We start from the raw sequence: 10545 nt of genomic DNA on the forward strand, positions 1-10545 counted from the left end.
GTCAACCCGCACCAGGCGGGCCTGATTGCGGGAGTGCTCACTCGCTGGCCGCCGGGTGTGGGGCCGGCTGAGCCGGTGGAAGGTCGAGTAGGAGAGCGGTCTCCCAGATGGCGCCGGTATCGGTCGCGATGGCGTGCAGGACTGCGGCGATCCCTGCCGCGCCGTCGATGAGGCCGGTGAGTCGCCAGCCGGTGCTGTGCGCTGTGTCGAGGCTGTGGAGGAGCTGGGCGACCAGGTCGGGGAGGTGGCTGCCGAGCGGGTAGAAGCGGGCATCGGTGGCGGCGCAGCGCACGGTGGCGACCAGGCCCGCCCAGCCGTGGCAGATCGCCGGGTCGACGAACCGGGCGAGCTGGGTGGGGTTCGTGAGGCAGGCGGCGAGGGCTTCCTCGGCCCGCTGGTGCCGGGCGGTGTCAGCCAGGGCGATGGCGGCGAGCTGTTGGGCGCGGGCCAGACCGGGAGTGCCGTAGCACCAGGATGCGCGTCCTGGGCCGGGCTGGGTCGGTCGACCTGCCAGCAGCTCGCTGGCAGTGATCCGTTCAGGCCACCAAGGTCCGGCGGGGCCGTCCTGGCGCCAGGTGTCCAGCCAGCGGCAGATCCGCTCGAGAGCGTTGGTGTGGCCGGCGACGAGGATCCCGCGGCGGTGGGTGAGTGCCAGCAGGGCAAGCGGTCCTGCGATGCCGTGGGCCATGCCCAGGTCGGCGTGTCCGTCCGCGAAAGGTCCGGGTGGTGCTGTGGTGGGGATGTCGGTAGTCCACCAGCCTGGTGCGGCCCGCCCGGCCGTGTCGGTGGCAGGTACCGGTTCGGTGAGCCGGACAAGGTAGGTCAGGGCTTGGCGGAGCTGCTCGCTGTCGGGGTTGTGGATGGCGAGGTATGTGCCGAGGCCGGTCAGGCCTCGGACGAGGTCGAACTCGGCGCGTACCGGTCGTTGGCCCGCGTCGATCCGTGCGTGGGCCGCCATGAGCCGACGTTCGACCAGCCTTTCGACGGAGGTACGTAGCCGCTGGGCCGCGTTCTGGTAGCAGCCGGGTGGGGCTGCCGCTGTCAGCGCGAGCGCGACCGCCGGGGCGCCGAACCACAGGCCGGCGCTCGGCCCCGCGGAAAGGTCTTCGCTGGCAGCGGCTGCCAGCCAGGCGGCTGCGGTGGCCCAGTCGCCGACGTCGGCGCTGGCACGTACGCCATGAAGTACCGCGACGCCGGCCGCTCCCTCGGCCAGCGACTGGCCCCGCCAGCGGGAGCTGCTGGGGCTCCGGTCGTTGCCTGGTTCGGGAGGCGGTGGCACGGCCAGCGTGTCGGCCAGTTCGGTGGCGATGATGGCCGTGCGGGTTCGCGTCTCGCTGACCACGGTCATGCGCCTTCCACCCCAGCCGGGACGAAACGGGCCTGCTGCTGATCGGTGTTGTGCCAGGCAAGGGCGACCGCTCGGGCGAGTCGGTGGCAGGCGCGCTCCGCCGCCGAGTCGATGCCGTGGGCACGGACGTAGTGCAGGTGCAGCAGTGACCCCAGGACCTCGCTGTGGCCGGGCCGACCCGGTGTTGCGGCGAGCTGGGTCGCATAGTGTTCGGCGGCCCAGCGCCGCGCGTCCCAGGCGTCCCCTACCGCGGCCGGAAGCTGGGGGATGGCGGCGTCGGGAGCGGGGCGGCCGTGACCTGCCCGGGACAGCGCGATGGCCTGGCGCAGAACCGGCCGTTGCGCTGGCGCCCCGGAGGCCTGCCGGTTGTCCAGAAGCCATCGCATTCCCGCGTGCCTGTCACCGATCAATGCGCAGGTCAGGTTGACCATGCTGGCTGCCGTCAGGGCCGCGGGGTGCAGTGCCCGGTTTGCGGCTTGGGCGGCCAGCTGGGCGGTGACAGCAGCAGAGTCGGCGGCGAACAGGTTCTCGGCCGCGGCGAGTGCTTCGCCGTCGCCGTAGCGGGCCGTCTCGGGATGGTAGGTGTCGAGCACCAGATCACCGATGAGACGCTGTGCCCGCAGCTGCTCCGCCCAGGCGCCGACCTGGGCTGCAGCCCGACCGTAGCTGTCGGTGGCACCCCGGGCGTCCGGTACGAGGCGGAGCCGCAGACGTAGGTGCGGGGCAGGGTCGCGATACCTGATGAACCAGCACTGGGGAGGGACCTCCCAGGCATCGAGCAGCGCGGGTAGGTGGCCGGTGAGGATCGTGTCGATGATCTCCGGATGGCAGTACAGCTTCGCGAAGAGCACCGTCGATCCGGGCAGGATTCCGGATGCCGCGTCGGTGACCGACATCAGACCCGGCGCCGTCACGACTGCGGGCGCGGGGCGCGGGGCGGCGGTGGTCGCCACGGGGACAACGATCTCGTGGGCTCGGCCGCCAGCCCAGCCGTATTCACCTGGATCTGGCGCTTCGGAGAGACTCAGGACACCGTCGGTACGGTCGAGTTCGGCACGCAGCAAATCGCGATCCATCCGCTCAGCGAGGTCTAGCCGCAGCCGCACATCCGCCCGGCCGGTGCTTACCTGGCGGGGCAGCCCCAACCGCTCCCGCAACCGTCCCAGCGCGTCGGCCCATTCCTGGTCTCCTGCCTGCGGGCCCGGGAGCTCGGAAGGAAGGATGCGCCATCGGGCCGGGGCCAGAACCGCGTGACCATGACGAACCCTCGGCAGGAACGGGAGACAGCTCGCCACACCCCACGAGAAGGGGGCGACGGTTCCGGCGCCGGCACGGGGCAGCTCATGCAACAGCCGTGCGAGCGGTGGGAAGGTCTGCCGAGCCGCGGCGTGTGTCAACAACGGCTCGATGACGGTGCGGCGGGACAGCGACACCAGGTAGAACCGTTCGCTGTCCGCCGTGACCACCAGATCCGTCCACGGGATCCTGCCGTGCTGGCGCCCGTGGTGCTCGGCGAGGGAGATCCAGTCCGCCAGGATGCGGGGGGTGCGGGTGACGTTCTCCAGGCGGGCGTGCCCTGGCGGGAACGACAGCTGTGTCACCACAGCGCCATCGACCGCCGTTGGTAGCTGATGGAAGACAGCCACCATCCTGCGCTGATCGGCCTCGGGCAGAAGGTCGAGGAATCTGCCGCTCATCGCGGTCGCGGCGCGGCTGACACCCGTGATCAGCAGGGTGAACGTGCCTTGGGACAGGTTCGCCATCGACGATGCCAGGACCTCGAAGCAGATCTCCACATGCGGTTCCGCCCAGGACGCCTCCGCCGGCGCCGGCAAGACATCGAGGGTGGTGTCGTTCAGCACGACTTCCTGCTCGCCGTTGAGCGCCGCCCGCTGAGCGAGCTGCAGTAGGAGCTCGTCCCGGAGCGACCTGCCGTCAGGAGATGCCATCTCCGCGCGGTTGAAGTGCGCCGGATAGCCCAAGCCGACCACCGGGTCGACCAGTTGCTCGACTCGTATCAGTGCCGACTCGCCGAACTTGTCCAGGAAGCTGCGGTGGTAGTCGCGCCACGATGGGGTGCCAGCCGGGTGAGGGGACAGCCGCAGCAGAGCCCCGGCCGCTGCAGCGGCCTCCGCCGCCACGGCTTCTGGCAACGCCACCGTGCAGTCCAGCCGCAGATCAACCACGAGCGGCTGTTCGACCACCGCGCACACCGCCCGCATCCGCTCACGCATCGCGGCCAGATAGGGCCGGGCCGACGGGCCGTCCAGGTCGCGTGCTGCCATGAGGTCGGTCTGGATCAAGCCGAGGTCCCGGAGGAGGCCAGCAGGGGAACTGCGAGGGCTGTGATCGGGCCCGTGTGTGGTGGCTGGTGCGCCCGTGCCCGCGAAGCCCTTCACCGCGTCGAGAACGTGCGCGAGGGCGTCCGTGCACGTCGCAGGTGGCCGCAGGTTGCTGACGAGGAGGCCGCAGGTCATGAGTTGGGCGAGCATGACCTCGACGTCAGGGCGAGGAAGACCGAGCGTGCGCCCCACCGACTCAACAAGATCGGAAAATTGGACGGGAGTCTTCGCGCACGCCATCGCCGTCTGCACCGCTCGGCTGTGGCGGACCGATACCTCGGCGGGAAGAAAGGCTTCCGTGGGTGGGTGGGCATGCGGGCGCCACGGGATGACGAGCCGACTGCCGCGTGTCGAGGCCAGGTCATTGACAGTCACCGTCAGCGCCGCGCGGATATCGCTCATGGACTCCAGCCGGGCGACGAACGCCGTCAGCCATACCGCATCCGCCCGCGGGTAGGGGCGGTCAGCACCAGTCCACCGCAGCACAGGTTCGACGCCGAAGCGCGCGGGGGCCACGCCAGCGAACAGGCCGAAGGGCGTCGCCCGTCGGCTCATCCGTACCAGGTAGCGCGCCATTGCCAACCCCAGCCGGCGGGCCCGCCGCGCGGACGGCCGGGCCCCGCGGCACGCTTCCTCCACGCCGGCTGCCAGCGCCGGACTCGCGATCTCAACGGCGTGGGCAACGGAGGGATACGCCCAGACTTCAGCCAACCATCTGCACCAGAGCACGACGTCGTCGCAGTTCATACCAGGCCAGGCATCAGCGGCTACGGCCTTCGCTGACACGTCTGGCAAAGCAGCGGCGCGGAACAGCGCAGCGTCGAGGGGCGTGTAGACCAGCGGACTGCGCCAGGAGCCCACGACATCGCCTCCGTCTGGTGAGAGCGGTCCGTCACACCGACCACACAGGCCCGGGTGTTGCGGGACGGTGCGGTCCCGCAGCACCCGGACGCGCGGTGATGTCAGCAGTCGGTGCTCTTGTTCGTCGAGCAGCCGTTGTCCGTGGTGCACAGCAGCGCGTCCGCCGCGCTGCCCTGCTCGACGATCGAGACGTCGAGGTCGAGCTCGCCGATCCCCGCGGTGGTCACATCGGACGTGAAGGCGTCCATGGTCATCACACTCCCTGTCTCGCCCGTTACGTTGCGGAACGGGCCGTTGAAGGACTCCAGTGGTGCCGTCCTGCCGGGGGCTAAAACTCGCTACCGCAGCCACTCCTCCCCCCGTCCCTGGTCGCTGCGGCCCGCGTCGGCTCTCACCCGGAGGACCCGGCGCATGATCCTCGCCGGCCTGATCAGGAAACCCGGCAACCGGCGTGGGCGGTACCGTCCACGGCCCGTCCACGGGCAACCAGGTGATGACGGAAGGTAGCAACCTCCGATAGCGTCATCGTGGTCGACGACACCTGCCCGACGAGCCGTTGGAGGCGCGGAGTGGCGAGCAACCGCCATCCCCCGAACCGGAATCTGGCCTGGGAACGACTCCAACGCGGCTGGTCACACGACGAGGTCGCCCGCCGTATCAGCCTGGAGATGGACCACGCCGGCGAGACGTACACCGGCCTGTGCGCCAACACGGTCAGGCGATGGGAGACCGGCGAGCGGCGCCCTGAGCCCCGTTACCGCAAACACCTGGTGACCGTGTTCGGAAAGCCCGCGAGCGAGCTCGGCCTGCTCACACCAGACGAACTCAAGATGCGCCCTGACATCACGATGGGGAAGGTGGACGGCATGCCTTCTGGTGCGGCTGGTGACGCGAGCTGGGATCGGGCCGCCGTCCTTCGCACACTCCTGGGAGCGGGCGCGCTGCCGCTGCTGAGCCCGCTGCTGTCCGTGGCGTCGACCGAGGGCGACCCGCAGCCTGGATCTGCCCAGGCGGACCCCGAGACCTACACGAAGATCGCGAATGGTCAGCGGGAGCTCTACTGGAACAGCCCCCCGCGCCCACTCTTCGAAGCATCCTTCGCGCACACCCACCTGGGCGTCGCACTCGTGCGTGGCGCTCACGGGACGCACCGCGCGGCGCTCGCCGCCGGCCTGGTCCAGTCGGCGCTGCTCGCCGGCCGCCTCGCCTTCTTCGACCTCAGCCAGCCCGCCGTAGCCACCCGCTGCTACGAGGTCGCGCTCACCGCCAGCAAGGAAGCCGGCGACCACGCGCTCGCCGCCACCGTCTTCGGCCACATGGCCTTCATTCCCGGCTTCAGCCAGGATCCCGGCAGTGCGCGGAACCTGCTCGCCGCCGCGCTCCAGCACTGCTGGCACGGCGTCGATCCCATCGTCCGGTCCTGGCTGCACTGCGTGTCCTCCGAGATCGAAGCCAGAAGCGGCGCCTCGGCGACCAGCCGCCACCAGATCGACCTCGCCGAAGCATCGCTACCCGACGCTCCCAGCGACCTCACATGGTTCGACTTCTACGACGCGGCCCGCCTTGATTCCTTCGCCGGCTACGCCGCCCTCACCAGCGGAGATCACCCGGAAGCCGCTCGGCGGCTGGCCGCGGCGGCGGACCGACTCGGCGCGCAGGGAAGCAAACAGCGCAGCGTCGTCCTGGCCGATCTCGCCGGAGCCCACGGCCAGGACGGCGACCGCACCGCGGACTATCTCGGCCAAGCGATCGACGCGCTCACCACCGACTGGTACGCGACCGGACTGGACCGCGTACGCGCGATCCGACCACTCCTGGGAGACAGCAAACACGGCCGGCACCTCGACGGCCAGATCAGAGCACTGTCACCAGCATCGTGACGTCCAACCTGTGAAGCGTCAGGTCACCTCGTTGTGTTTGCGCATCAGATCCGGTAGCTCGGTCAACGAGTCGAGGTGAAACAGGCAGCGATCGGCGACGGCGGTGTCCTCGAGGATGTGGCCCCACGGACCCCGGCGAATAAAGGCAGTCGCCAAGCCGACGGCCTGCGCAGGACGGATGTCGTTGTCGAGCCGATCACCGATGTAGAGCACCTCCTGGGCTGAGCAACCCGCTTCGGCGACGACGCGCTCGAAGAACTCCGCCGAGGGCTTCTCCACACCCCAGCTGTCCGACGTTCCGATCACGTCGACGGAGAAGTCCAGCGCCCGCAGGATGGTTTCGGCGCGGACGGTCTGGTTGCCTGCCAGCCCGACCAGCAGGCCCTCGGCGCGTAGCGCTGCCAGGCAGGGCCGGGCATCGGCGTACAGGTCCTCCTCGCCGAATGACTCCGGCTTCCCGGCCGCTGCGCGCCGCTCGCGCTCCGACCTGAGGTCAAATCCGGGCCGGAACACCTGGAACACCTCCCGGTAGTCCAGTCCACGGGCAATGACAGCGCCGAACACCGCGGAGAAGGTGTGCCGTGGCACCCCCAGCCAGTCCGCCCACGTCCCGTACTCCCGGGACTCGTCCACGAGCGTCTCGCCTACGTCGAAGAACACCGATCTGATCGGCACGCGGGCCCCTCCCTGCTGGTCGGACTGCGGAACGTCTCAATCCTTCGGGATGAAGCTATCGGGTGCCACTACCTTCCGTCAGCGGCTGGTTGCCACTGGACGGTCTGTGGACGGTACCGCGCACCCCGGTGTCCGGGTTTCCTGATCAGGCCGGCGAGGATCACGCGCCGGGCCCTGCCGGCAAGAGCCGACGCGGGCCCCAGCGACCACAGACGATCTCATGATCATATTCGGGGGGACATGACCGTCCCCATGCTGGTCTTGTTCGGTGGCGCGGACAGCACGGTCCGATCTGCGCCGCGCGCGCCCGGCTGCCACCGCCCATGGTGTGAGGACATTCTGTTGATCGACAGCACCTCCAGACCCACCATCATTCCGACCGATCTACACACGGACCGACCGCATTCGGCTCGGATGTACGACTACTTCCTGGGCGGTAAAGACAATTTCCCTGCTGATCGTGCAGCCGCCGAAGCGGCGAAGGCGGCGTTTCCGCAGGTAGTAACCGCGGCGCAGGCAAATCGCCGGTTCCTCCAACGCGCGGTGGGCTTCCTGGCAGGGGAGTACGGGATTGACCAGTTTTTGGACGTGGGTACGGGTATTCCCACGAGGCCAAATCTTCACGAGGTCGCCCAGAGCGTCATCCCGCATGCAGCGGTCGTTTATGTCGACAACGACCCGCTCGTGCTGGCGCATGCCCGTGCGCTGCTGACCAGTTCCCCGCAGGGGCGCACCGCCTATCTGGACTGCGACCTGCTCAATCCGGAGCGGATCCTGTCGTCGTCGGAGGTCCGAGACACGTTGGACCTGTCTCGACCGGTGGCGTTGACGCTGATCGCGGTGCTGCATTTCGCGCCCGACGAGGCCGACCCACTCGCTGTGGTGGGCCGCCTGCTGGAGGCGTTGCCCTCGGGCAGTTACCTAGCCCTATCACAGGTAACCGCCGATTTCGACGAGGGAAGCATCAGTCTTCTCGCAGAGACCTACCGGGAGCGGGGTATCTCGGCACAGCCACGTAGCCGTGCCGAGGTGGCCAGGTTCGTGGAGGGGTTGGAGCTGGTCGAGCCCGGGATCGTTGCGGCGCATCGATGGCGGCCCGACACCGATCTGGACCGCGGCCTGCGGGACGAGCAGGTGTCGGTCTGGGCTGCCCTTGCCCGAAAGCCGTGACCGGGCCCCTCAGCAGATGCCCATCGGCTGGCAGATACGGGTAGTCCACGCAGGTCCGGGTCTAGCCGCTGTGGCCGGGCGGCCCACGTTCGCCTCCGTCTGGATGGCGGCCGGTAACGGACGCAGCCTCCTGCTCGCCCTCTGTTATCCGCCGCGGCCGGCCCCCCGCCCCCCATTCCTGACGTCCCGTGGCGGAAGGCTTTGACGTGTCCGAACGCCGCTCGGGCTCTGCTCCCGACCCCCAGCGCAATGGCCGTTCTTCGGCCTCAGCTGACCGCCCCGAGCCTGCCGGGTTCTTGCCCGCCGACGGCGAGCAGCCCAACGAGCAGGGATCTCCAGCGGCCTGTCCAGCCGACGAGCCCGAGCCCGAGGCCGAGGCCGGGGCCGGGGGCCGTGCCAGTGGGTCGGGTACGGGCCTGTCACGGCGCCGGCTACTCGGGCTGGGGTCGGGGGCGGTGCTCGGGGCCGGTCTGATGGCCGGAGGGCTCGGGGTAACCCAGCTCATCAACAGCACAGACCCGTCGGGCCGACCGAGGCCGGTCTTCGCGCTGCCCCCGTGTATCGATGTGCATCATCACGCAATGCCTGCCACGGTCCGTTCGTGGGTGGCGGCGGCAGATCGGCCCCCGGGTATTCACAGCTCGCTGTTCGCCCCGTGGAATGCTCACGACACGCTGACAGCGCTGGACGAGCACGGCACCGAACTCGCGGTGCTGTCCACGCCGATCCCTGCTGCGCTCACACCCACCGTTACGCACGGTGCGGAACTGGCACGACTGGTGAACGACGGCCTGCACGGAATCGCCGTCGATCATCCGACTCGCTTCGGCTGGCTGGCGCGCGTCCCCCTCCTCGACATCGCCGACGCCCTCGCCGAGATCGACCGGGTGTACGACCAGCTGCAGCCTGACGGGGTTCTCCTCACCACCCACGACGTGGACCGCCTCCTGGCCGATCAAACGTTCGATGTGGTGCTGGAGGCGCTGCACGCCCGGGACGCGGTCGTTCTCGTGCATCCCGAAGCCCTGCCCGACCTCTCGCCCGGCTCGGTGCCACCGTTCCTGGTCGATGAGCCCACGGAGATCACCCGCGCCGCGGTCTCGCTCACCATGTCCGGAGTTCTCGACCACTATCCGGCGATCCGCTGGATCCTCGCCTACGGCGGGGGTGCGTTCCCCTACCTTGCCGGTCGCCTCATCGCCGGCCGTGGCCGGGGCTACGGCGCCGACCCAGCATCGGTGCAGGCCGCGGTGCGGCGCTTCTCCTACGACACCGCAGGACCCACGTCCCCGTACGCCACACCCACCCTGCTCGCCGCCACCAGATCCGGGGCTGGGGCTGGGGCTGGGCGGATCCTCTACGGCTCGGACTCCCACGCCATCCCCCCGGCCGCCGTCGCGGACAGCCTCTCCCAGCTGCGCGCCGACCCAGCGCTGGACGCAGGCAGCCGGGCGGCGATCGCCCGCGACAACGCGCTGCGGCTGTTCCCCACCCTCCACCATCGACTTGCCCAGGGACGGTCCTGACTCGGACAGGGCATCATCCCGCCGGCCCGCCACCACGACGCACGCTGCGTAATCCGCCAGCGGCGACCTCACCGAAAGAGTTCGTCATCGTGACCCTCCCCACACGCGACAGCTCCCCCGACGTCCTCCACTCGGCGATGGTCCGCCGGCTCACCCGGTCCGGGAAAGTCCTCACCAAGGCCGTTGCGGACGCGATGGCCGCCGTGCCCCGTCACTACTTCCTCCCCGACACACCGCCGCGGGTGGCGTACTCCGAGCAGGATGTCGTCACCCAACGCGCCGCCGACGGACCGGCGCTGAGCTGGGCATCGGCGCCCGGGACCATCGCGACGATGCTCGAACAGCTCATCGTGCTCCCCGAGCAGACAGTCCTCGAGATCGGTACCGGGACCGGCTACACCGCCGCGCTCCTCGCCCACCTAGCCGGCAAGGGTGGGCACGTCACTACCTGCGATATCGATCCCGACATCACCGCGGCAGCCCGCGACACCCTCACCGCCCTCGACCACACCACGATCACCGTGATCACCGGCGAGGGCCGGGAGGGCCATGACTCTGCTGCTTAATTCGGCTGGGTGTCGTGGGTGCGGCATGATCTCCTGTGCGGTCCGGGTCGCCTCGTGGGCCGCGGGAGGTGGGGCACATGTCGTTGCAGCCGAAGGGGCTGCCGGAGATCCCGGCGCAGACGGTGGCGGTCGCGCGGGCGGCGTTCCCGCGGGGGACGTTGGCGATGCGGCTGCGGG

The 10545-nt window shown here is 69.7% G+C and carries 8 protein-coding genes; 4 read left to right on the plus strand and 4 right to left on the minus strand.

Annotation, left to right across the window (positions count from 1 at the left end):
• Positions 1 to 37: 37 nt before the first annotated feature.
• From B207_RS0130585 to B207_RS40385, 3 genes are all read right to left on the minus strand, one after another.
• Positions 38 to 1348: a lanthionine synthetase C family protein gene (locus B207_RS0130585; protein ID WP_018640506.1), complete on the minus strand. Its 1311-nt coding sequence runs from the start codon at positions 1346 to 1348 to the stop codon at positions 38 to 40.
• A complete protein-coding gene (locus B207_RS0130590) occupies positions 1345 to 4551 on the minus strand; it encodes a lantibiotic dehydratase (RefSeq protein ID WP_051102726.1) in 3207 nt (1068 codons plus the stop codon). Before B207_RS0130590 ends, B207_RS0130585 begins: the two co-directional genes overlap by 4 nt.
• Before the next feature lie 101 nt (positions 4552 to 4652).
• Positions 4653 to 4805, minus strand: a complete 153-nt coding sequence (locus B207_RS40385) for a hypothetical protein (protein WP_018640508.1) — start codon at positions 4803 to 4805, stop codon at positions 4653 to 4655.
• A gap of 315 nt (positions 4806 to 5120) precedes the next feature.
• Between B207_RS40385 and B207_RS0130600 the strand changes: the two genes are divergently transcribed.
• Positions 5121 to 6431: a helix-turn-helix domain-containing protein gene (locus tag B207_RS0130600; RefSeq protein ID WP_018640509.1), complete on the plus strand. Its 1311-nt coding sequence runs from the start codon at positions 5121 to 5123 to the stop codon at positions 6429 to 6431.
• An 18-nt stretch (positions 6432 to 6449) separates the two neighbouring features.
• On the opposite strand, the gene B207_RS0130605 is transcribed toward B207_RS0130600, so the two are convergent.
• Positions 6450 to 7106: an HAD family hydrolase gene (locus B207_RS0130605; protein ID WP_018640510.1), complete on the minus strand. Its 657-nt coding sequence runs from the start codon at positions 7104 to 7106 to the stop codon at positions 6450 to 6452.
• A 240-nt stretch (positions 7107 to 7346) separates the two neighbouring features.
• On the opposite strand from B207_RS0130605, the gene B207_RS0130610 reads away from it, so the two are divergent.
• The 3 genes from B207_RS0130610 (at position 7347) to B207_RS36455 (ending at position 10368) form a co-directional block, all read left to right on the plus strand.
• Positions 7347 to 8276, plus strand: coding sequence for an SAM-dependent methyltransferase (locus tag B207_RS0130610; protein WP_018640511.1), 930 nt, complete (start codon positions 7347 to 7349; stop codon positions 8274 to 8276).
• Positions 8277 to 8824: 548 nt separating this feature from the next.
• Positions 8825 to 9802, plus strand: a complete 978-nt coding sequence (locus B207_RS36450) for an amidohydrolase family protein (RefSeq protein ID WP_268258235.1) — start codon at positions 8825 to 8827, stop codon at positions 9800 to 9802.
• A gap of 89 nt (positions 9803 to 9891) precedes the next feature.
• Positions 9892 to 10368: a methyltransferase domain-containing protein gene (locus B207_RS36455; protein WP_230205330.1), complete on the plus strand. Its 477-nt coding sequence runs from the start codon at positions 9892 to 9894 to the stop codon at positions 10366 to 10368.
• Positions 10369 to 10545 lie beyond the last annotated feature (177 nt).

The organism is Parafrankia elaeagni (assembly GCF_000374165.1).
In the GTDB taxonomy this organism is placed as follows: Bacteria; Actinomycetota; Actinomycetes; order Frankiales; family Frankiaceae; genus Parafrankia; species Parafrankia elaeagni.